Source organism: Mycobacterium sp. IS-1556, from assembly GCF_001499985.1.
In the GTDB taxonomy this organism is placed as follows: Bacteria; Actinomycetota; Actinomycetes; order Mycobacteriales; family Mycobacteriaceae; genus Mycobacterium.
The window spans coordinates 246,567-267,326 of the sequence record NZ_LQIM01000039.1 but is presented as its reverse complement, the minus strand read 5'-3'; the positions used below and the strand labels follow the sequence as shown (position 1 = coordinate 267,326).

The window sequence follows — 20,760 nt, the reverse complement described above, 5'->3', positions numbered from 1 at the left end:
ACTGCGGATTCGGCACCCCTGCACAAGCCCTACGGCGGCGGCGGGGGTGGAGGTGGCGGCGGCAGTGGCGGTGGCGGCGGCGGAAGTCCCGGTGGTGGTGGCGGTGCACCCTGCGGTGGCGGGCCCATCATCGGCACGGTGATGGGCGGCAACCCCGGGATCTGCACGATCATCGGATTCACCGGAGGAGGCGGGGGGCCACCCGGCGCACCCGGTGGAGGCGGCGGCTCTTCCCGCCGCGGCGGCGGCGCGGGCGCGACCCCGTTACTGGTGTAGATCGTGACGACGGACCCGGGGATGGTTCGACCACTCGGGGTCGTGCCCACCACGGCACCATACGATGCGTAACTGTTGACCGGCGTCGGTTTTTCGGCCACCTGGAAACCGGCATCTCGCAGCCGCTGGCGGGCGGTTTCGACGTTCATGCCCGACACGTCGGGCACCTCGCCACCCGGTCCGCCGTCGACGTAGCGGGGATCGGTCGGCGGAAGACGCACCTCGCCGAAATCGGTGGCGATCGGCTTCATCGCCTCGAACCAGGTGCGTGCCGGCTCGTTACCGCCGTACAGGTCGCCACTCGAGCACTTCCGTAGCGGGAACGAGCAGATCTCGGACGGCGAGTTGGAGTCGTCGAAGATGTAGACACTGCCCGCGTACTGGTTGGTGAAGCCGACGAACCCGGAGGACCGGTGGGATTCGGTCGTGCCGGTCTTGGCCGACAGCGGCAGGTCCCAGCCCACCGAAGCGGCCGCGCCCGCCGCCGTGCCGCCACCCTTGTCGTCCTTGCTCAGCGCATTCGCCAGCGTGTTCGCCAGTCCCTCCGGCACGGCTTGGTCACAGCTCTCCGTGGTGAATGTGACCTCCTTGCCATCGCGGTCGACGATCTTGTCGATCGGAGACGGTGGGCACCACACGCCGCCAGAGCTCAAAGTCGCTGCCACGTTGGACAATTCGAGTGCGTTGAGCTGGAACGGTCCCAGCGTGAACGACCCGGCGTTCTGCTTCTTGATGAAGTCAGCCAGACTTTCGTTGCCTGTCGGGTCATATGCACGCGCCGTTCCGGGAACGGCATACGAGCGCAGCCCCAACCGAACGGCCATGTCTACCGCGCGGGGCACTCCGACTTGTTGAATCAACTTGGCGAACGCGGTGTTAGGCGAGGTGGCCAGTGCGTTGGTGACATTCATCGAGCCGGGGTAGGTGTTGGACGCGTTGCGTACGCACCAGGTCTCCTTGGGGCAACCCGGCGTATCGCTGCTGCCCAGCCCTTTGGCTTGGAAGAAGCCCGGAACGGCGAGTTGAGTGTTGATTCCCATGCCCATCTCCATCGCCGCGGCGGTGGTGAAGATCTTGAAGATGGACCCCGCCCCGTCGCCGACGAGCGAGAACGGCTGCGGTTGCACCGTTTCGCCGGCGTCGTCGTTGAGGCCGTACGTCCGGTTGCTGGCCATCGCCAGCACGCGATGCGACTTCTTGCCCGGCTTGATGACGCTCATCACGCTGGCGACGCCTTCCAGCGTCGGGCTCGCGACCTTGTCGATCGCGCGTTTGACCGACTCCTGGACCTTCGGGTCGAGCGTGGTACGAATCAGGTATCCGCCGCGCGCAACCTGTTCCTTGCTGATACCGGCACGTGCGAGATAGGCCAGCACATATTCGCAGAAGAACCCGCGGTCGTTTGCGGCGATGCATCCGCCGGGCAGCTGTTTGGGCGAAGACAGCACACCGAGCGGCTGGGACTTGGCGGCGCGAAGCTCGTCGGCACGCTGAGGAAGGTGCTGGATCATGGTGTCCAACACCAGATTGCGACGCTGCAGCGCGCCTTGGGGATTGATGTAAGGGTCCAGCGAGGTGGGCGATTGAACCATGCCGGCCAGCAGCGCCGCCTGCTGCCAATTCAGCTGCGACGCGTTGATGCCGAAGTACGTCTGAGACGCATCCTGCACCCCGAATGCCCCGTTGCCGAAGCCGACGAGGTTGAGGTAGCGGGTGAGGATCTCGGCTTTGGTGAACGTCTTGTCGAGCGTCAGCGCCATCCGCATTTCGCGCAGCTTGCGGGCGGGTGTCACCTCCACCGCGGCGCGCCTCTCGGCGTTGGTCTGGGCCGTCACCAGCAACTGGAAGTTCTTGACGTACTGCTGCTCGATGGTCGATCCGCCGCGGGTGTCGAGGTTGCCGGAAAGATAGCCGGACAAGCCGGTCAGCGTGCCCTGCCAGTCCACCCCGGCGTGCTCGGCGAACCGCTTGTCCTCGATCGACACGATCGCCAGCTTCATCGTGTTGGCGATCTGATCGGTCGCCACCTCGAACCGCCGCTGGCTGTACAGCCAGGCGATCGGTCGACCTGCGGCGTCGACCATCGTCGTCACCTGCGGGACGTCTTCCTCCACCAGCTGGGCCGACCCGTTGGCGACTATGTCCGAGGCGCGATTCGACAGCAGCCCGAACCCGCCGGCGAACGGAAACATCATGGCCGCCGCCAACACACCAGCCAGCAGGCAGCACAGTCCCAGCTTTGCGACCGTCCCCCCGGCCGGTAGACGCTCCGGCATGTCAGCAGAGTATTAAATCGGAATCGGCCGCGAGTGTTCCCCCGCCGATTATTGACCGCGATGTGGCGAAAATGTGGCCGGACCGACGGCGGGCAGCGTCATCGGTGCTGGCCAGGACCTCTTCCACGGACGACGGCCGACGCTTGTTCGTCAAGCTCTGTCAAGGCCCCACTGCCCGAAGTCGGGCGCAAGGACCTCGTTCTCGTCCACGTGTGTGTCGCCGACGGGAACACCCGGCTCGGACGGGCCGATCACCACAGCTTGGTAGAGCACCGCCCTGGACTCCCGCTGACCACCAGACCACGCCTTCGTCTGCCAGGCCCACCAGTGGCCCTCGGAGGTCGAGCGCCCGATCACCTCGTCTTCGATCGCCCACGAACACGCCCGCGAGTGCCCGTAGAGGCCGGTGCGATGTGCGCCGAGCACCGAATTGATCCCTCTGTACCACTCGACCGCCACACTGTCCCAGGTGTCGCGGTCGATATCCTCATCGACGCTGAAGAAGATCGGCGCCGAATCCGGACCTCCGGCGGCACCGTGCAGACGGAGCGCTGTCTGGGCGTCCGCCACGCCGCCCTCGTACCCGCGGGTGTAGTCCGACGGGGTCGGCCAACCCGGCTTGCCGTACTGATAGCAGCTGACGACGTGAAGTCCCTCCGCACGCAGCGAATCGGCATATTCGCGGGTGACGGGTTTGAAGTCGAAGTCCGCACCCGGCCGCAGTTCGGACACGTAAACGAGGGCGCCGTCGAAGCCGGCCGCCTTGAGCTGATCTGCCGGGGCCAACCGCGTCGCAAAATCGGCCAGCCTGAGGGATTCGGCCGACGCCTCCGGCGTACGAATGGCCGCCCCCGCGGTCCCGAGAACCAACAGAGCAGGCGCGGAGACGGCGTACCTGAGGACTTCGCGACGTGAACGAGACGGCCCTCCGCCGCGACCAGGTGTCGCCGGGGAGTCGTGCACGGCGCGATGGTAACAACACGGTGGCTGCCCGGGATGCCGGTTGGCGGATTCCCACCCGGGCACGAAACACCGGGCGGCGCGGTTCGGATTCGGTTCTGAAGCGGTTGCCTTCGCCCTATGCTGATGGCAATCACGAGGCTGGTAGCGATGTCGTGGCACGCACGTTCGACCGACAAGGTGGTCATGTCAGCAGACCGACTCGCCCGGTTCGGTCGGTCATCTGTGGGGAGGGCCATTGTGGTGGCAGCCGTCCTGCTCACCGCCGCAGCGCCTTCCGCGTGCGGCCGGTCGGAGCCACCGGCCGCAACCGATAACCACTCCACGACGGTCATCAGTCCACGACCGTCGCCGACGCCGGCTGCGGTTCCCACGCCGGACTTCTCGGCAGTTTCGGTCCTGATGCACAACGCGGTCGCCGCCCACAGGATGCCGGGCGCCGTGGTGGCGGTGGGGCATGGCGGCAGGCTCGTCTTGCACCAGGCGTACGGCTCGCGCAAGCTTGCCGGTGAACCGGGGCTGGACGGAGCGCCCGCACCTGCCGAGCCGATGACCGAGGACACGATTTTCGACCTCGCGTCTTTGACCAAATGCCTTGCAACGGCGACTGCCGTCATGCAGCTGTACGAACAAGGCAAGGTTGGGTTCGATGAGCCCGTCCAGACGTATCTGCCCGGCTTCAACGAGGCGAACGACCCTCAGCGCGCGCGGGTCACGGTTCGCATGCTGCTCACGCACACGTCGGGCATCGCGGGCGATATCGATTTGAGAGACCCGTGGGGGCTCGACGGAGCCGACAAGTCAGAAGGTCTTCGTCGTGCGCTCACCACACCGCTGCAGTCGATGCCCGGCGAGGTGTTTCGCTACTCCGATATCAACTTCATTCTCCTCGGCGCGCTGATCGAACAGGTCACCGGTGAGGCGGAAGACGTCTACGTTCACCGCAATGTGTTTGTGCCGCTTGGCATGAGCGACACTCGCTACCTTCCCCCCGCCAAAGCATGTGGCCCGCACGAGATCAGAGGAGCTGCGATTGCATGGGCCCCCGCGGCCGAACCCCGCATACCAGCCGCTTGTCCCGCGGGCACCTGGAGCACCGGCCTTCTGCCGCGTATCGCACCGACAGCACTGGATGAGGAGAGCAGAGCCGACCCGAGCAAAAATCCAGATATCAATCGCCTGCTACGCGGCACCGTCCACGATCCGACGGCGCGCCGCATGGGCGGAGTGGCCGGGCATGCCGGTGTGTTCTCGACGGCGCGGGATCTGAGCATCTACGCACAGGCTCTGCTCGACCGGTTGGCGGGCCGCCCAAGCAAGTTTCCGCTGAAGCAGGCGACCCTGAAGTTGATGACCACTCCCGAGCAGCCGGGGCATGCATCTCAGCAACTCGAAGCGGCGAACGACGCCGCTCGAAGAGCCGTTCTCGAGGCATCGAACTCGAATTCAGCGGTGCCTGAGCCGTATCCGGCGATCATGGGCCAAGATTTGCGCGGCTTCGGCTGGGACATCGACACCGGTCATTCCAGGCCGCGGGGCTTGGTCTTTCCCGTCGGTAGCTTCGGTCACACGGGATTCACCGGAACCTCTATCTGGATGGACCCGGGATCGAACACCTACGTCATCCTTCTCACGAACGCCATCCATATTCGCGGCAGTCGACCGGTTTCGGACCTGCAAGGCCAACTCGCCACGGTAGCCGCGCAAACCCTCGGCCTTTACGGCAGCACACCACCGGCTACGCCTTCGCCGCCTGCCCCCAGGCCACGCTGAAAGACGGAGTGTCGGATGTTGCACGCAGAACGTGAATTCGCGGCGTATGGGCCGTCGCATCTGGTCGTGCTCGCGGTGTTCGCCATAGGCGCTGCGCTTCTGGTCTGGATTGGACGCCGGCAGAGCGAAGCCCAGGCCCGGGTGTTCGGCCGAATCTTCGCGCTCCTGATCCTGGCGGCCTTCTTGGTGGCGTTGGTCTACAAACTGATCCGGCCAGATGTCCAGACCTCGGTGCCGATCCAGCTGTGTGACATCGCGGAATTGACGGCCGCCTACGCGCTTTGGTCGCAACGGCATTGGGCGTTCGCGCTCACGTACTACTGGTGCCTGGTGCTGAGCTCGCAGGCGTTGATCACACCTGACGTGGGCACACCGGAAGAGGGTGCGCCGGATTTTCCCCACCACCTGTTCGTCACGTTCTTCGTGCTTCACGTCTTCGCCGTGTGGGCGGCCATCTACCTCACCTGGGGCAGAGGCATGCGTCCACGTTGGCGCAGTTACCGTTTCGTGGTCGTCGTCACGCTGGTATGGGCAGCTTCGACGTTCGTCTTCAACGCGATCGTCGGGACCAATTACGGCTACCTGAACAGAAAACCACCGACCGCGTCCTTGTTGGACGTCTTAGGTCCGTGGCCGGTGTATCTGCTGGTCGAAGTAGCGATCGTCCTTATCGTGTGGGCATTGATGACCTGGCCGTGGGAGCGGATGCGAAAGAATGCCGCCGAGAGAGCAAGCGTGGCTTGAGTCATGCAGCGGCCCCCGGGCCCACGCAAGGCCGCCTTCAACAGATTGCCGATCCTGACCCGCCTGCGCAGTGTCACGCCCGCCACGAATCCACAAAGCGCGCCCAGGAGAAAGACGTTCCGCGTGCGTCGCTTGTTACGGCGCACCGCAGCCGATGCGGTGAACCCACAGAGCGCGGCGACGATGGCGACCGCCAGCAGCAGGGCCGTTGAATGTGGCGGTCCGAACGAACCCATGAACAACCTTCCGGGCCGTCGTCTGATCGAGCCGCTGGCCCGATCAAATCACCTTCATCGCCGGCTGGGGATGGGCGTTGGCTGTTCGTGACCAAAGCGAGTGAGAAGTGTTAGCGGCGCAGTCGCGCTATGTGATCGTCACACCGCCGTCGACAACGATGGTTTGACCGGTGACATAGCCACTGGCGTCAGAGGCGAGCCAAACCACCGTCGCCGACAGTTCATGCGGCTCACCGACCCGGTTGAACACCACGCGGCTGGACACTGTGCGTTCCAGGTATCCCGGCGCATATTCGTCGGTCATCTCGGATTTGAAGAAGCCTGGGGCCAGGGCGTTGACACGGATGCCTTTTCGTCCGCCCCACTGCTGGGCGAGGTCGCGGGTGAGCCCGAGAACCGCGGCCTTGCTTGCGCTGTAGGCCGCCTGTGGCAGCCCGGCGGTGGTAAGACCCAAGACACTCGAGACGTTGATGATCGAACTGCCCGGCGCCATCACCCGCCCGCATGCTTGAGCGGCCCAATACGAGCCGTTCAGGTTGACGTCGATGACAGTGCGGAACTCTTCGGCAGTCTCCTTGACAGCGGGTACCGCGGTGCCGACGCCGGCGTTGTTGACCAGGACGTCGACACGACCGAACTCCTGCATCGCCGCATCGACGAGCGCGGCGCACTGGTCGGGATCCGCCACGTCGGTCTGGACGCTGAGCGAACGCCGACCGGCTGCGCGGACGAGTTCAGCTGTCGCATCAAGCTTTTCGATGCGCCGGGCGGCCAGCACCACATCGGCGCCGGCTTGGGCGCACGCCTCGGCGAACGAGACGCCGAGGCCGGACGATGCGCCGGTGATGACGACGACTTTGTCGTCGAGTCGGAAGTGGTCCAGAATCGTCATCTCCGACGGTCTCCTGATCTGTCGTGGTCGGCTCCGATCGGACAACCGTAGTGCGTCAGGATGGTGGCGTTGGCAGGGCGGTAGGGCAGCCCCAGTGGAGAGGGTGCCGGTGCCGATGCCGACCAGACGTGAATTGTCTCGAAATCCGTTGATAAGCGGACACTTTGCGTCTCCTCACGCGAAGGGGACGCGGCGATGGCTGCGTCCCCTTCGGTTCGGTCGCGGTCAGGGTTGCTTGGCGTAGCGAAGTAGAAAGGCGGCGGCCACAACCCCTGCGGCGGTGCCGAACACGACCCACAGCAGGAGCGGGACGATCAACGAAACCGGCGACCACCCGACGCTGGAGAACGTCGCGGCCGTGTAGAACAGCCAGAAGACCCGGTAGAAGGACCAGAGCGCGGTCAGGCCTGCGGAGATACCGATGACAAGGCTGTACGTGCGGTCGATTCGGTTGATCTGTTCCTGGAGGCGGGCGGGCACGATGTTCATTGCTGATCCTTCTCGTCATCACGGCGCCCGGGTGGCGTCGTCGTGACAGAAGTACATCCAGCGGAAGTGGCTACCGATCCCAAAGTTCTCCGGCGGTCGCCTTGGTCAGAATCTCGCGACCGCGCCGGCGTCGACGGGCAGCGCCGCCCCGGTGATGTACTGCGCTTCATCGGAAGCCAGGAACAGCACGGCGTTGCTCACGGCGCTCGCCTCGATCACCGGCTTCGGCAGCAGATGGAAGTGACCGATCACCTGCGTGGCGTCCTCCATCGTCGGATCGGTGAGGTCCGGTCGCACCGTGCGACGGAAGTGGTCGTTGTCGATCATCGGCGTCAGAATGTTGCCGGGATGAATCGAGTTGACCCTGATCCATTGTGGCGCAAGCTCATTGGCGAGGGAGTTCATCAAACCGACCACGGCGTGTTTCGCGGATGCGTAATGGGCCATGTAGCCGCCGCCGCGCAAGCCCAACATCGAGCTGACCAAGATGATCGATCCACCGCCGTTGGTCATGTGCCGTAAGGCCGCCGCCACGGTGTGCCAGACGCCGGTCACGTTGATGTCGAGCATCGTCTGCCATGCGGACTCTTCGATCATCGCGGCAGGGGCCGGACTGGCACTGATGCCGGCATTGGCCACCACGATGTCGAGCGGGCCGATTTCACTGACTCCGCGGTCGACGGCCGAGCGGAGGCTTGCCAGATCGCGTACGTCGGCTTTGGCGGTCACGATGCGCCGTCCCGACTTCTCGACCAGTGCCGCGGTTTCGTCCAGGTCCGCCTCGGAGGGCCCGGGGTATCCGGCAGCGTCGATGTCCTCGCATACGTCGACCGCGACGATGTCGGCGCCTTCCTCGGCGAGCCGGATCGCATGTTCGCGGCCCTGACCACGCGCCGCGCCGGTGATGAAGGCGACCTTGCCGGCGACTCTGCCGACCTTCTCGTCTGCCATGCGGGCCTTTCACGTTATGCGGGGTAGACGCGAGCCCTGGACGACCCGGCGCGCAGAACGCTACACCGCGGTCGAGCTGCTCACCTTGTTCAATTCGGCTCGCGCATGCCGCTCCACGAACAGCGGGACGAAGTCGCGGATGCGGCTGCCCTCGAAGCGCGCGTGCTGTTCGTGGACGAGCCGCGACACCGCATCGACGGGAACGCCGGGATAGGTCCCAGTGAGCCGGTCGGCGATCTGCTCCAGGATCTGCTGTTCACTCAACTCGATCACTCTGTGATCGTGCGCTTAGCAGGGCTAATCGGTCAAGCCGCGGCCACATGATTCCCATCACGACGAGGACGGCAAGATTGTCGCTCGTCCACGCCGTCGGCTACACGTCCTCCAAGGCCTCGCCGATCTCCTGCGCGACGCGGCTGTGTTCGTTCTGCAGAAGCACGTGGCCCGCGGCCAACGCCAAAGCGACTGGCCACTCGATGATTTCCACTGCCGCGAGCGCTCCCAGTGCCCCGTAGAACGCGAGCTGTTCGGGTCGCGGGATGCGAACCCGACCGACGATCGGCAAATCCACCGAGAACGTCTGAGCGTGACGGACCCGCTCGACGGCGTCGCGGTGGGTCGCGGCGTTTCGTGAGGATTCGGCCATTCGTTAACCTCCCGTCATGGCGTGTTCGACGTCTGGACGCTCGATGTGCGGACCGTCGGAGGCGTGTCCACAACCGGTGTGAAAACCTCCTCGGACCCGTTGACCGTCGTCTCCGGCTTGTTCGCGATCCCGCTTCGTGAACTGTATGCCGTGCTGTGGCGCGTCGGCGTCGTCGAGATCGAGGACTGAACGCGGCGCAGCACCCAGGGTGCACATCCGGCCGCAGCGGTCGCCACGCCCGCCGTGCCGAGCGCTTGCGTCCAACCCAGCGGGCCCAGCGGTGTGCATCCGAGGACCTGGCTGACGCCCGGCGTACTGATGAGGGCGCCGAGCGTGGCCAACGACCCGACCGCGGTCGCCACCACGAGCGGACTGTGCGAATCGATGAGCGTCTGGCCCAACTGCGTCGTCACCAATGCCACCAATGCCACGGTCGAGGCCCGACGCGGCGCCACGATGAAGCCGCCCATCAGCCATGCCGACGTGGCGGCCGCCGCCGTCGTCGTGCCCCGGATCGCCACCGTGCGCCAGATGGCGGCGTGGTTTGGACCGTGACCGTTCTCGCCGTTGGGCCTCGCCGGGCTCACGGCCAGGGCCGCCGCGGGCAGCGCGTCGGTCATCATGTTCACCAGCAGCAACTGGCGGGTGTTGAGCGGGGACCTTCCGGTCAGCGCCGACCCGACGATAGAAAACGCGACCTCGCCGGCGTTGCCCCCCAACAACACGGACACCGCGGCCTGCACGCGCCGCCACAGCTGACGTCCCTCGTCGAGCGCATCGAGCAGCGAGCCGATGCGCCCGTCGAGCAGCATCACGTCTGCGGCGGTGCGCGCCGGATCGCTGCCCCTCGAGGCCACTCCGATCCCGACGGTGGCTGCCCGGATCGCCGCCGCGTCGTTCGCGCCGTCGCCGACCATCGCGCACACCTGGCCGATGCGTTCCAGCGTCTGCACGACCTGCACCTTGTGCTCGGGCGTCATGCGCGCGAACACCAAGCCGTCGCGCACCGCCCGCTCCTGGCCCCGTCGGGAGAGCGCTTCCCAGTCCCCGCCGCTGATGACCTGGTCGGCCGTCACCGGCATCCCCAGTTCGGCGGCGATGGCCGTCGCCGTGACCGGATGGTCGCCGGTGATGAGCCTGACCCCGACATCCTGCTTCTGCAACGCGGCCAACAACGACGCCGACTCTGCACGAGGGGTATCCGACAGGCCCAGCAGCCCGACGAACTGTAAACCCTTGTCGCAGAGATCGATCAGTGCCTCATCGCTTCGCCGGGCCCTTTGTGCCTGTTGCTTTGTCAATGAGCGACGAGCCACGGCGATGACGCGCAGACCCGACCCCGCCATCTGATGCACCGTCCGCTTGGCCTTCGGGTCGAGACCGGTGCACGCGGCCAGGACGACCTCCGGGGCGCCCTTGATGGACAGCTCGCTGTCGATGAGCGACGCGGAGAAGGGCCGGCCCGACCGGAACGGCAGATAGGTCGCGTCCGGATCCGGTCGGTACTGGTCGCCGGCCGCTTCGACGACGGCCGCGTCGGTGGCGTGTTCATGACGATGGCCGTTTTTCGCCGGAGTGGCGTGCGCCGCGCAATCGAGCACTTGCTCGCGCGTGACGCCGTCGGCGTGGTGTACCTGCGTGACCCGCAGCCGGTTCTCGCTGAGCGTTCCCGTCTTGTCGAAACAGACGACATCGATGCGGCCCAGCGCCTCCACGGAACGTGGTGTCCGAACAAGCACGCCGGCCCTGGTGAGCCGGCGTGCAGCCGTCTGCTGCGCCAACGTGGCCACCAGCGGCATGCCCTCCGGCACTGCAGCCACCGCGACGGCCACGCCGCTCGCAACCGCTCGGCGAAGAGGCACCATGCGCAGCAGTCCGAGCCCGCTGACGAGCGCTCCGCCCGCGAGGCTCAACGGCAGCGCGCGATCGGTCAGGTCACGCAGTTGCGCCTGCAGGCCGACCGCCGACTTCTCGGCCGACTGAACATGCACCGCCCGGCTTGCTTGCGTTTGGTCGCCGACCGCGGTGACGAGCGCCACCGCCGTTCCCGCGACCACCGTCGTGCTGCCATGCAGCATGCAGCTGCGTTCGGCCAGCGTGGCGCCCGGTGTGGCGGCGGCCCGTTTCGGCACCGGAAGCGACTCACCGGTCAGCGACGACTCGTCGAGCTCGGCATCGGTCGCCTCGACGATCCGCGCGTCTGCGGGCACCACCTCCCCGGGTCTGACCTCGATCAGATCGCCCGGTCGCAATTGCGCCGCATCGATGGTCTCGTAGCCGTCGTCGGTGACGAGCCGGGCCGGCGGTACCTGCACGGCCAGCAGGCGGCTCAACAGCCGTTCGGCCCGAACCTGTTGCGAGGCAGCAAGAAGCGAGTTGCCCGCCAACACCGAGCCCACCAAGATCGCGTCAACCGGTGATCCCAGTAGCGCGCTAGCCGCGGATCCGACGGCGAGTATCGGTGTCAACGGGTCCGACAACTCCTGGCGCAGCGAAACCGTCAAGTCCCTGGCAAGCCGAAGCGGCGGCCCGGCCACCAGGGGAATCACGTTGGCCGACGTGCTGGCGGCAGATGCCACTCGCGACTTACGTTGAGCCGCTTCGCGCTTCGGCTGCGGCAGCGTGTCCCGCACCTCATCGGGGGACATCGCATGCCACTCGTACACGGTGGCGGGGGTCGGGGTCTGATCGTTGAGGGCGCCCCGCGCGAGCAGGAGACCGGTGGTCAGGCCGGCGGCGGCGCCTGCTGTCACCGGTCCGGGTCCGCGGCCCCGCACGCCGGGGATCATGAGCAGGGCGCCCAACATGGAGGCGCTGGTCGCGAGTTCCACGCCTCGCTTACTCGCCCGGCGCGCGGCGGGCAGGGCATGCATGACCCGCCACACGGCGTCGAGGTCGGGGGCGAGCAGATCGGCGTGCCACGGGGGCGGACCGTCGTCGGGGATCAACCCGACCGCCACGTCTGCGGCCGAAAGCGCCTGCGGCGCATGCGTAGCGATGACAGCGACGGTGCGTCCCTCACCCTGTAGCGCGATGACGGCGCCCAGCAGCGCGGCGTCGACGGGACCGTCGAGCGGATACAGCTCGTCGAAAGATGGTCGTAGGTCGTCGAGTTCGTCGCTCTGCACCGAGATCAGTTCGGCGCCTGCTCGACGAACTTCGCCGAGCACACTCGCGGCCAATGGGTGATGCACGTGCCGAACCAGCACCTCGGCCGTCGCGGCACCATTGGCGCTGCCGTTGTTGCGCAAAGGTGCGCGTTGCCAACCGACGCCCAAGTCGCCCCGCTCCAGGCTCTCGCGAGCCCACTGCCACGCCGCGGCCCGGTCGCGATCGGAGATGCCGCGCAGCCGACCGATTCGCAGTTCGCCGGTCAGCAGGATTTGAGGATCGAGGACGACGGCGTCGACGCGGTCGAGGCGCCGAATCGCTTGCGGATCGAGCGCGATGATGTTGTGGTTGTCCGCCAGTCCGCGGCCAAGGGCGGAGGCGAACCCTTCGCGGGCGTTACGCGCGGCTTTGGGTGTGGAGACCACCGCTGCGGTAGCGGCGGTGTTGAGGTTGCGGCTGAAGAGGCCCACGGCGGCCGCGGCCAGTCCCTGCGCCATGCCGGTGCGGTCAGCGTGGCGCTCGACGGGGCCGGGCGGCGCGGGACGGGGGCGCTGGGGACGCGCACCGGCATCGGGATCATCCGCATAGGGTGCGATCGCCGGTTCCTGACGTTCCCAGGCGCGGGAGCCGGCCAGCGCCTCCCCAACCTGGTAGAGGTGCCGGACCGTCTCGACGGCCAACGAGGTCGGTGCCTCTGTCACGGTGTACACCGTCGCGGCGGCGAGCGCGATGGCGGTGTCGGCCGCGCTGCGGCCGAGTCGTTGTTCGACGACTTCCCGCAGGCGCGGCTGATAGTCCACGAGCGTGACCGCGGCCACGAGACCGGCGGGCAACGCCGGCCACATCAACGCCCGGCCGGCAACCGCGGTACACAGACCAACGCCATTCGCGGTGGCCGCGATGACCTTGCCGGCCAACACGATGCCGTCGGCGGGCAGCTCGGTGGGCAGGTCGGCGTCGGCCCCGACCCCGCGCTCGACCTCGGCGACCAATCCGCACAGCCGCTCCATCGCCGGCCCATCGTCGGAGACGGTGACGACCACCCGGGACAGGGCATGGTTCAAGCCGACGGTGCGCACCCCGTCCTCGGCGCGGATGGCATTGAGCACTGCTTTACCGAGCGCCTTGCCGTTGTCACCGTCCAGGCCGCGAAGTTCGATCCAGCATCGGTCGCCGTTGCGCCAACACCGCCGGCTCGGCCGGCCTCCGGCGAGCTCTTTGACGGCGGCTCCGAGTGCAGTCAGCGCTTCGGGCGACGGCAGCGCGCCGGCAAGGTTACGCGCGGATCCGGCCGCCAACCCGATCGGCGCGGTGACGACTGTCGTGGCGCTTTCGACCAACCTTCCGAGAAGACTCACTTCTTGGTCGTGCGACGCGCCGCCGTCGCCTTCTTTGTCGGGCGCGACCGACGGGTGTTCGACTTGGTGGCCCTGCGGGTGCTCGTCTTCGAAGCAGCCGAGGTTTTACGCGGGCCACCTGACGAGGACGGAACTGAGCGCAGCACCGGTTCGGCGTCGCCGGAATCGCCGGCGCGTTGCGAAAGCTGATGCAGCACAAGTGCGGTTCCGCCGACCGTCAGCAGTACCGGCCACTCGACCAGTCCGACGGCGCCGATGGCCCCGATCGTGAGTGCCGCCGCTGCAGAAGACCGGCTGCCGTTGTCGAGGCCCGTTCGGACCCCGGACGCCGCGCCCTGCAGCGCGCCGACTGCACCGCTGATGGCGGCACCGCCGATCGCTCCCGCCGCCGCAGTCGTCACATCAGCCGTCTTGGTCACTGCTCGGGTGGCCGCGGAAACGATGTTCATCGGAACTCCTCGCGCTCGTTAACCCTTAGTCAATTACCCGTAAGTAGGCGTTATACACCGCTTGGGTGAACACAGAAGAGCGTGAAAAGGCCGGGCCTATGGCTCAGGCGTCGGCGCGCGAGGCGTCGGTGTCCAAGGTGCGTCAGCTGTGACGGGCGAGGAAGTCGACGACCGCGTCGGCGAACAGGTCGTTGCGGTCGCCGGCGACCATATGCCCGGCCCCGCCGACGTCGACGAACTCGACCGCGGGGAAGCGGGCGAGGAACTCGTCGGCGCGCTCCTGGGTGACGAGATCGCTCATCTGGCCTCGCACCAGGAGCATCGGAATGCCGTTGCGCAGAATTGTTTCGACCGCGGTGTGCATCCTGTCGACCTCGGTCACCTCGATCGGGGGCAGCGCCGCGGTGCCGTCGATGAACTTCGGGTCCCAATGCCAATACCAGCGACCGTCGCGCTCGCGCAGGTTGGTGCGAAGCCCGTCGAGATCGGTTGGTCGGGGTCGGTGCGGGTTGTACTGCTGGATCATGTCGGCGACCTCATCAAGCGACGCGAACCCCGAGGTCATCCGTTCGGCCATGAAATCGTGGATGCGCGACGCGCCGGACTCGTTCATGTCCGGCACGATGTCGACGAGCACGATCGCCCGCACGGCGCCCGGTACGAGTTCGCCGGCGAGCAGCATCGCAGTGAATCCACCGAGCGAAGCACCGACGATGACGGGCCGATCGGGCAGCCGTCGGAGCACTTCGAGGACGTCCTCGGCGAAAGTGGTGACGCGGTAGTCGCCGTCGGCCGACCAGTCCGACTCGCCGTGCCCGCGGAAGTCGACAGTGACTGCCTGCCAACCGCGTTCGGCCACCGCGGCCGCCGCCCGGCCCCAGGATCGTCTCGTCTGACCGCCGCCGTGCAGGAAGACGGCCGCCGGCGCATCGGGGTCGCCGAGACGGTCGGCGACGATCGTCACCCCGTCGGCGCCGACGACGCGCAACACGTCGGGAGACGGCTTCACAGCGCAGCACCCGCGATGACAGTCCGGGTGATGGTCTCGGCTCGGCTCCGACGGAACGAGCGGCCCTCGCTGAGGATCCCGTAGACGATGCCGCCGACGATGGCGTCGGCCGCCGCTTGCGAGGTGGCGGGATCAAGGCCGTCGGCCGCCAGCCGCGCATTGACGCTCTCGTGCAAGGGTGCGCTGAAACCGACTTGCATACGCGCCTTGATGTCCTCGTGCTCCATGGCCGCCACGGTGAGGATTCGCAGCATGGCGTTCCCCCGTTCGGTGGTGAGTGTCGCCGCCAGTCGGCCGGACCACCGAGTGAGGTCGGCGATGAGATCGTCGGTACGGTCAACGGGCCGCAGGATCTTGTCGGCGTCTTCGAGCAGGACATCGGCGACCAGCGCCGGTCGGCTGGGCCACCAGCGGTAGATCGTCTGTTTCCCGACGCCCGCGCGCGCGGCGACGGCCTCGATGCTCAAACCGTCGAATCCGCGCTCGAGCAGGATCTCCTTCGTGGCGGTGACGATCGCCAGCCGCGACTTCTCGTTGCGACGGCGGGGAGCGCTCACAGGGGTGGTCATTGCCTACTCCGCATCTGACGGCTTTACAGATGGTGACAGCAACACCTAGTCTTGGCAAGACGAGACGGTCCGTCTCGCTACTTTCGGATAGAGCGAGAAGTGGATGAAGAAGCTCGTGATCGGTGCCAGCGGATTCCTGGGCTCGCACGTCACCAAGCAGTTGGTCGCGCGCGGGGACGACGTGCGCGTGTTGATCCGAGCGACCAGTTCGACGCGGGGTATCGACGAGCTCCCGGTCGAGATTCGCCACGGCGACATCTTCGACCTCGAGAGCGTGCGTGAGGCGATGCGTGGCTGCGACGTCGTGTACTACTGCGTGGTCGACGCCCGCCCCTGGCTGCTCGATCCGACACCGCTGTGGCGCACCAACGTCGATGGACTACGCGGCGTGCTCGATGTCGCCGTCGAGGCCGACCTGGAGCGCTTCGTGTTCACCAGTTCGATCGGCACGATCGGGCGGTCGAAGGACGGGCTCGCCGATGAGGCCACCGCGCACAACTGGCTCGACATCGGCGGGGACTACATTCGCAGCCGGGTGCAGGCCGAGCGAATGGTGCTGCGCTACAGCGCCGAGAACGGGCTGCCGGCCGTCGCGATGTGCGTGGCGAACACCTTCGGTCCCGGTGACTGGGTACCGACGCCGCATGGCGCGCTGCTGTCCGCGGCCGTGCACGGCAAGATGCCGTTCTACATCGACGGTTACGAGGCCGAGGTGGTCGGCATCGAGGACGCCGCCCGTGCCCTTGTACTGGCGGGGGAGAGAGGCCGCGTCGGCGAGCGGTACATCGTCTCCGAACGCTGGATGAGCACCCGCGAGGTGCACGAAATCGGCTGTACGGCAGTGGGTGTGACGCCGCCTCGGCGGCGGGTACCGATCCCGGTCATGGCCGCGGCCAGCTACCCGAACAGCTGGATTGCCAAGCTCCGCGGACATGACACCAAGCTGACCCCACTGAACATCCGGTTGATGCACATCATGACCCCGCTGAATCATGCAAAGGCGGTCCACGAACTCGGCTGGAACCCGTCGCCCACCTCTGATGCGATCGTCGCCGCGGCCCGCTTCTTCGTCGAAACGCGTCGCACGAGCAGGGCGGCCCGATGACCCTGGCGCTCACCCCCGAACAACGCGAGCTCAGCGCCTCGGTCGGCCAGTTCGCCGCGCGCCGGGCTCCGATAGCCGCCACGCGCGAGGCTTTCGATCTGCTGGCGCAAGGCCACCTTCCGCCGTGGTGGGAGGAATTCTGTGCCAGCGGTTTTCACGCCGTGCACCTACCGGAGCGCTACGGAGGTCAGGGCGGCGAGCTGATCGACGCGGCCTGTGTGCTCGAGGCGGCGGGCAAGGCGTCGTTGCCCGGCCCGCTGTTGCCCACGGTGACGACGGGCGCGGTCGTATCGCTCGCCGAACAGTCGCCGTCGGCCGAAGCGCTTCTGAGGTGTCTGGCCGGGGGCGTAGCGGCTGTGGTGGTGCTGCCACGGGACTCGCAGTTCACCGCCGGCCGCGACGGCGACCGGTGGCTGATCTCCGGCGGCTCGGGCTTGGCGTCCGGAATATGCTCTGCTGCGACCGCTTTGGTGTGTGCTGTCACCGAGGACGGGGACACGATCTGGGCCGCCGTCGATACAGCGCACCCGGCCGTCGTGGTCGAATCCGTCGCTGGTACCGACCTGTTGACCGACCTCGGCATGATGCGCCTCGCCGAATATCCGGTCGAGCGCGCCGAAGTTCTGCACGGCATCGACGCCGGGCGGGCCGAATACCTCGCCACCGCGCTGACCGCGAGCATGGCCGCGGGAATTGCACAGTGGTGCGTGGAAGCCGCGACCGCACACCTGCGCACCCGCGAGCAGTTCGGCAAGCTCATCGGAACGTTCCAGGCGCTCCAGCACAACGCGGCGATGCTGTTGGTCAACAGCGAGTTGGCCAGCGCCGCAACGTGGGACGCCGTTCGGGCGGCAGGCGAACCGCTCGACCAGCATCGGATGGCCGCGGCCGGCGCAGCACTGATGGCGGTTGCGCCGTGCCCGGACCTCGCGCTCGACACGCTGACCATGTTCGGCGCGATCGGTTTCACGTGGGAGCATGACCTGCATCTGTACTGGCGGCGTGCCACCAGCCTGGCCGCGTCGATCGGACCGAGAAGCCGCTGGGCCCGGCGACTCGGCGAGGTGACCACGACGCAGCAGCGCGACTTCTCGGTCGACCTGGGCGATGCCGAATCGCAGTTCCGGGCCAGTGTTGCCGCGGCGCTGGACGCGGCCGCCGCCTTGCGCAATGACAGCCCGGGACGCCAGGGCGACTACGAGCACTTCGCCGCCGGGCCGCAACGGACGGCGATCGCCGAGGCGGGGCTGATCGCTCCGCACTGGCCGCCGCCGTGGGGCATCGACGCCAGCCCGCTTCAGCAACTGATCATCGACGAGGAATTCGGCAAGCGCCCCGCCATGGTGCGTCCGTCCCTGAGCATCGCCGAGTGGATCCTGCCGTCACTGATCAAGGCCGGGTCAAAAGCTCTGCAGGAGCGGCTCATTCCCGCAACCCAGCGGGGAGAACTCGCATGGTGCCAGCTGTTCAGCGAGCCCGGAGCGGGTTCGGACCTCGCCGCGCTGTCGACGCGGGCGACCAAGGTCGACGGCGGCTGGCGTGTCAACGGACACAAGATCTGGACGTCGTCGGCACATCGGGCGGACTTCGGAGCGCTGTTGGCCCGAACAGATCCCGCCGCCGCCAAGCACCGCGGAATCGGCTACTTCATCGTGGACATGCGGTCGGAGGGTATCGAGGTCCAGCCGATCAAACAGGCCAGCGGCGAGCAGGAGTTCAACGAAGTCTTTCTCGACGACGTGTTCGTGCCCGACGAGATGCTGCTCGGCGAACCCACCGGGGGATGGGCGCTGGCCATCGCCACGATGGCCGAGGAGCGCTCGGCCATCAGTGGCTACGTCCAGTACGACCGGGCGGCACCCCTGCGTCGGCTCGCCGCAGAAGAGGAGCACGACGACGTTGTGCGTGAACTCGGCGAGCTGGACGCCTACGCCAACGCGATCAAGGCGCTGGGCGTGCGGGAAACCATACGGTTGCTCGAAGGGCAGGGCTCCGGGCCGGCCTCCAGTATCGCCAAGGTCGCGATGAACGTACTTCTGCGCCGGACATTTGCGGCCACGCTGGGGTCGACGGGCCGGCTCGCGATGGCCATCGACTCCGACGTTGTGCAGCCTTATCTACGCGTGCCCGCGGAGTTGATCGGCGGAGGCACCAAGGAAATCCAGCTGAACATCATCGCTCAGATGATTCTCGGTCTTCCGCGCAAGTAACCAATCGAAGGACAGCACATGGGATTACGCGGCGAAGCAGCGATCGTCGGATACGTCGAACTATCGCCGGAGCGGATGAACCAGGCCGCGGCAAGCGGTAGACCCGCGCCGTTCACCCTCGAGCAGTGGGCCGAACTCGGTGCCGCGGCACTGGCCGACGCCGGCCTGTCGGGTGAACTCGTCAACGGCATCGTCACCTCGCACCTGGCCGAGTCAGAGATCTTCGTGCCTTCGACCATCGCCGAATACCTCGGGGTGGGAGCCAACTTCGCCGAGCTCGTGGACCTCGGCGGGGCCAGCGCCGCAGCCATGGTGTGGCGGGCGGCCGCTGCCGTCGAACTCGGCATTTGTGACGTGGTGCTGTGTGCGCTGCCTGCCCGCTACATCACGCCGACGTCGGACAAGAAGCCGAAACCGTTGGTGGACGCCGTGTTCTTCGGGTCGTCGAGCAATCAGTACGGTTCCCCACAGGCCGAATTCGAGATCCCGTACGGCAATCTGGGACAGAACGGTCCATACGGCCAGGTCGCCACCCGCTACGGCGCGGTGTACGGCTACGACGAGCGGGCGATGGCCAAGATCGTGGTGGACCAGCGGGTCAATGCCAACCACACCGACGGAGCGATCTGGAAGGACAAGCCGCTCACCGTCGATGACGTGCTCGCCAGCCCGGTGATCGCCGACCCGCTGCACATGCTCGAGATCGTCATGCCATGCGTCGGCGGCGCCGCGGTGGTGATCGCCAACGCCGACGTCGCCAAGCGGGCCTGCAACCGGCCGGTGTGGGTCAAGGGCTTCGGCGAGCACGTGCCGTTCAAGACCCCGACGTACGCCGCTGATCTGCTGCATACGCCGATCGTCGAAGCCGCTGAAACCGCCTTCGCGATGACCGGACTCACCCGCGACGACATGGACATGGTGTCGATCTACGACTGCTACACGATCACGGTGCTGCTGTCGCTGGAGGATGCCGGCTTCTGTGACAAGGGCAAGGGCATGCAGTTCGTCGCCGACCACGACCTGACGTTCCGCGGCGATTTCCCGCTCAACACCGCCGGCGGCCAACTCGGCTTCGGCCAGGCGGGATTGGCGGGTGGCATGCACCATGTCTGCGACGCCACCCGGCAGATCATGGGCCGAGCCGCCGCCGCGCAAGTCGCCGACTGCAACCGCGCGTTCGTGACGGGCAACGGCGGAATCCTGTCCGAACAGACCGCGCTGATCCTCGAAGGAGATTGATAGCCATGACCACCTTCGAAAGACCGATGCCGGTCAAAACGCCGACGACTGCGCCGTTTTGGGACGCGCTGAGGCGGCATCACATCGTGATCCAGTACTCGCCGTCAGCGGATGCCTACGTCTTCTATCCACGGGTGCGGGCGCCGCGCACGCTCGCCGATGACCTCGAGTGGCGCGAGATCTCCGGCACGGGCACGCTCTACACCTACACGGTGGCGCGCCGCCCGGTCGGGCCGCATTTCGCCGACGCGGTACCGCAACTGCTCGCGATCGTCGAATGGGATGAAGGACCACGCTTTTCGACCGAGCTTGTCAACGTCGACCCCGCGGACCTGAAGATCGGCATGCGGGTACGGCCGGTGTTCTGCGACTACCCGGAACACGACGTCACGATGCTGCGCTACGAGCCTGCCGAGCCGCCGCGCTGATGCGTTCAGAGGAGAGCTGCGCCAAGTGTGCGGCAGCTC

17 protein-coding genes and 1 pseudogene are annotated in these 20,760 nt (G+C 66.9%); 7 read left to right on the top strand and 11 right to left on the bottom strand.

The genetic code is table 11. From position 1 onward, the window contains the following. Window positions 1–29: 29 nt before the first annotated feature. Together ponA2 and AU187_RS21275 are read right to left on the bottom strand one after the other, a co-directional pair. A complete protein-coding gene (gene ponA2 / locus AU187_RS21280) occupies window positions 30–2,552 on the bottom strand; it encodes a transglycosylase/D,D-transpeptidase PonA2 (RefSeq protein ID WP_059101014.1) in 2,523 nt (840 codons plus the stop codon). A 150-nt stretch (window positions 2,553–2,702) separates the two neighbouring features. Continuing rightward, a complete protein-coding gene (locus AU187_RS21275) occupies window positions 2,703–3,515 on the bottom strand; it encodes a DUF1906 domain-containing protein (RefSeq protein WP_059101013.1) in 813 nt (270 codons plus the stop codon). A 183-nt stretch (window positions 3,516–3,698) separates the two neighbouring features. Between AU187_RS21275 and AU187_RS21270 the strand changes: the two genes are divergently transcribed. Both AU187_RS21270 and AU187_RS21265 read left to right on the top strand, forming a co-directional pair. After that, complete coding sequence (locus tag AU187_RS21270) at window positions 3,699–5,285, top strand: serine hydrolase domain-containing protein (protein ID WP_059167249.1); 1,587 nt, start codon at window positions 3,699–3,701, stop codon at window positions 5,283–5,285. A 15-nt stretch (window positions 5,286–5,300) separates the two neighbouring features. Next, window positions 5,301–6,029 carry a YwaF family protein gene (locus AU187_RS21265; RefSeq protein ID WP_059101012.1) on the top strand — a complete coding sequence of 243 codons (729 nt, stop codon included), beginning with the start codon at window positions 5,301–5,303 and terminating at the stop codon, window positions 6,027–6,029. Between the two features lie 363 nt (window positions 6,030–6,392). On the opposite strand, the gene AU187_RS21260 is transcribed toward AU187_RS21265, so the two are convergent. From AU187_RS21260 to AU187_RS21240, 5 genes are all read right to left on the bottom strand, one after another. Next, window positions 6,393–7,157, bottom strand: a complete 765-nt coding sequence (locus AU187_RS21260) for an SDR family NAD(P)-dependent oxidoreductase (protein ID WP_059101011.1) — start codon at window positions 7,155–7,157, stop codon at window positions 6,393–6,395. A gap of 225 nt (window positions 7,158–7,382) precedes the next feature. Continuing rightward, entirely contained in the window at window positions 7,383–7,646 is a 264-nt protein-coding gene (locus tag AU187_RS21255) for a hypothetical protein (RefSeq protein ID WP_059101010.1), read from the bottom strand. 105 nt (window positions 7,647–7,751) lie between these two features. Continuing rightward, window positions 7,752–8,597, bottom strand: a complete 846-nt coding sequence (locus AU187_RS21250; protein WP_059101009.1) for a mycofactocin-coupled SDR family oxidoreductase — start codon at window positions 8,595–8,597, stop codon at window positions 7,752–7,754. Between the two features lie 60 nt (window positions 8,598–8,657). Then, complete coding sequence (locus AU187_RS21245; protein ID WP_059101008.1) at window positions 8,658–8,870, bottom strand: three-helix bundle dimerization domain-containing protein; 213 nt, start codon at window positions 8,868–8,870, stop codon at window positions 8,658–8,660. Window positions 8,871–8,970: 100 nt separating this feature from the next. Then, window positions 8,971–9,243, bottom strand: coding sequence for a hypothetical protein (locus AU187_RS21240; protein WP_059101007.1), 273 nt, complete (start codon window positions 9,241–9,243; stop codon window positions 8,971–8,973). A 21-nt stretch (window positions 9,244–9,264) separates the two neighbouring features. Here AU187_RS21240 and AU187_RS26070 point away from each other — a divergent pair, with 21 nt between their 5' ends. After that, complete coding sequence (locus AU187_RS26070; protein ID WP_353612203.1) at window positions 9,265–9,432, top strand: Rv1535 domain-containing protein; 168 nt, start codon at window positions 9,265–9,267, stop codon at window positions 9,430–9,432. 92 nt (window positions 9,433–9,524) lie between these two features. Here the strand turns inward: AU187_RS26070 and AU187_RS26065 are convergent. The 4 genes and pseudogenes from AU187_RS26065 to AU187_RS21220 form a co-directional block, all read right to left on the bottom strand. Beyond that, window positions 9,525–11,891, bottom strand: a pseudogene (locus tag AU187_RS26065) (cation-translocating P-type ATPase); the annotation flags it as partial. A 1,817-nt stretch (window positions 11,892–13,708) separates the two neighbouring features. Next, complete coding sequence (locus tag AU187_RS21230) at window positions 13,709–14,161, bottom strand: hypothetical protein (protein ID WP_059101005.1); 453 nt, start codon at window positions 14,159–14,161, stop codon at window positions 13,709–13,711. A gap of 142 nt (window positions 14,162–14,303) precedes the next feature. Continuing rightward, entirely contained in the window at window positions 14,304–15,170 is an 867-nt protein-coding gene (locus AU187_RS21225) for an alpha/beta fold hydrolase (protein ID WP_082683933.1), read from the bottom strand. After that, a complete protein-coding gene (locus AU187_RS21220; RefSeq protein ID WP_059101004.1) occupies window positions 15,167–15,739 on the bottom strand; it encodes a TetR/AcrR family transcriptional regulator in 573 nt (190 codons plus the stop codon). Before AU187_RS21220 ends, AU187_RS21225 begins: the two co-directional genes overlap by 4 nt. A gap of 103 nt (window positions 15,740–15,842) precedes the next feature. On the opposite strand from AU187_RS21220, the gene AU187_RS21215 reads away from it, so the two are divergent. From AU187_RS21215 to AU187_RS21200, 4 genes are read left to right on the top strand one after another with little or no spacing between them, the layout of a single operon-like run. Continuing rightward, a complete protein-coding gene (locus AU187_RS21215) occupies window positions 15,843–16,844 on the top strand; it encodes an NAD-dependent epimerase/dehydratase family protein (protein ID WP_059101003.1) in 1,002 nt (333 codons plus the stop codon). After that, the gene (locus AU187_RS21210; protein WP_059101002.1) at window positions 16,841–19,054 is read left to right on the top strand and encodes an acyl-CoA dehydrogenase family protein; all 2,214 of its coding nucleotides are present in this window, start codon (window positions 16,841–16,843) and stop codon (window positions 19,052–19,054) included. The genes AU187_RS21215 and AU187_RS21210 overlap by 4 nt, the downstream gene beginning before the upstream one ends. 18 nt (window positions 19,055–19,072) lie before the next feature. Further along, the gene (locus AU187_RS21205; RefSeq protein WP_059101001.1) at window positions 19,073–20,293 is read left to right on the top strand and encodes a thiolase family protein; all 1,221 of its coding nucleotides are present in this window, start codon (window positions 19,073–19,075) and stop codon (window positions 20,291–20,293) included. Window positions 20,294–20,298: 5 nt separating this feature from the next. Continuing rightward, window positions 20,299–20,721 (top strand): Zn-ribbon domain-containing OB-fold protein, encoded by a 423-nt coding sequence (locus AU187_RS21200; protein ID WP_059101000.1) that lies wholly within the window; start codon window positions 20,299–20,301, stop codon window positions 20,719–20,721. Window positions 20,722–20,760: the final 39 nt, after the last annotated feature.

Coding starts and splice junctions, on each gene's coding strand:
- ponA2 (WP_059101014.1), bottom strand. CDS start 2,552: ATGCCGGAGCGTCTACCGGCCGGGGGGACGGTCGCAAAGCTGGGACTG.
- AU187_RS21270 (WP_059167249.1), top strand. CDS start 3,699: ATGTCAGCAGACCGACTCGCCCGGTTCGGTCGGTCATCTGTGGGGAGG.
- AU187_RS21265 (WP_059101012.1), top strand. CDS start 5,301: ATGTTGCACGCAGAACGTGAATTCGCGGCGTATGGGCCGTCGCATCTG.
- AU187_RS21260 (WP_059101011.1), bottom strand. CDS start 7,157: ATGACGATTCTGGACCACTTCCGACTCGACGACAAAGTCGTCGTCATC.
- AU187_RS21255 (WP_059101010.1), bottom strand. CDS start 7,646: ATGAACATCGTGCCCGCCCGCCTCCAGGAACAGATCAACCGAATCGAC.
- AU187_RS21250 (WP_059101009.1), bottom strand. CDS start 8,597: ATGGCAGACGAGAAGGTCGGCAGAGTCGCCGGCAAGGTCGCCTTCATC.
- AU187_RS21240 (WP_059101007.1), bottom strand. CDS start 9,243: ATGGCCGAATCCTCACGAAACGCCGCGACCCACCGCGACGCCGTCGAG.
- AU187_RS21230 (WP_059101005.1), bottom strand. CDS start 14,161: ATGAACATCGTTTCCGCGGCCACCCGAGCAGTGACCAAGACGGCTGAT.
- AU187_RS21220 (WP_059101004.1), bottom strand. CDS start 15,739: ATGACCACCCCTGTGAGCGCTCCCCGCCGTCGCAACGAGAAGTCGCGG.
- AU187_RS21215 (WP_059101003.1), top strand. CDS start 15,843: ATGAAGAAGCTCGTGATCGGTGCCAGCGGATTCCTGGGCTCGCACGTC.
- AU187_RS21210 (WP_059101002.1), top strand. CDS start 16,841: ATGACCCTGGCGCTCACCCCCGAACAACGCGAGCTCAGCGCCTCGGTC.
- AU187_RS21205 (WP_059101001.1), top strand. CDS start 19,073: ATGGGATTACGCGGCGAAGCAGCGATCGTCGGATACGTCGAACTATCG.
- AU187_RS21200 (WP_059101000.1), top strand. CDS start 20,299: ATGACCACCTTCGAAAGACCGATGCCGGTCAAAACGCCGACGACTGCG.